This is a genomic window from Heyndrickxia coagulans DSM 1 = ATCC 7050, assembly GCF_000290615.1.
GTDB classification, from domain to species: Bacteria; Bacillota; Bacilli; order Bacillales; family Bacillaceae_C; genus Weizmannia; species Weizmannia coagulans.
In genome coordinates, this window is record NZ_ALAS01000225.1 from 1 (window position 1) to 303 (window position 303).

The following is a 303-nucleotide window of genomic DNA, read 5'->3' on the forward strand; positions in this document are numbered from 1 at the left end:
TACGTAATATCCGTAACCCATTTCTCGTTGATGGTTGTCGTTGAGAAGTCCTGGTTCAGCAGGTTATCGTGTTCTTCCATCTTGCCCTTATTGGAATGGGGACGGTACTTTTTTCTGATAATGGAATAAATGCCTGCAGCCTTCATCAAACGCTGAACCCGTTTCAGGCTGACTTTGAGCCCTTCTTTTTCAAGCATATGGCGGATCTTCGGCGCTCCGTACCTCTGCTTGCTTTCCGTATGGATTTTTCGTATTCTGTCTGTCAACTCCCGGTTTTCCCGTTTTGTTTTTGACTCTTTTTTT

1 protein-coding gene is annotated in these 303 nt (G+C 44.6%); it reads right to left on the reverse strand.

Annotated elements, in window-relative coordinates; all coding sequences use genetic code 11:
• On the reverse strand, positions 1-303 hold a 303-nt coding region (locus tag IC21_RS12480), incomplete at both ends, for an IS3 family transposase (RefSeq protein ID WP_035180946.1).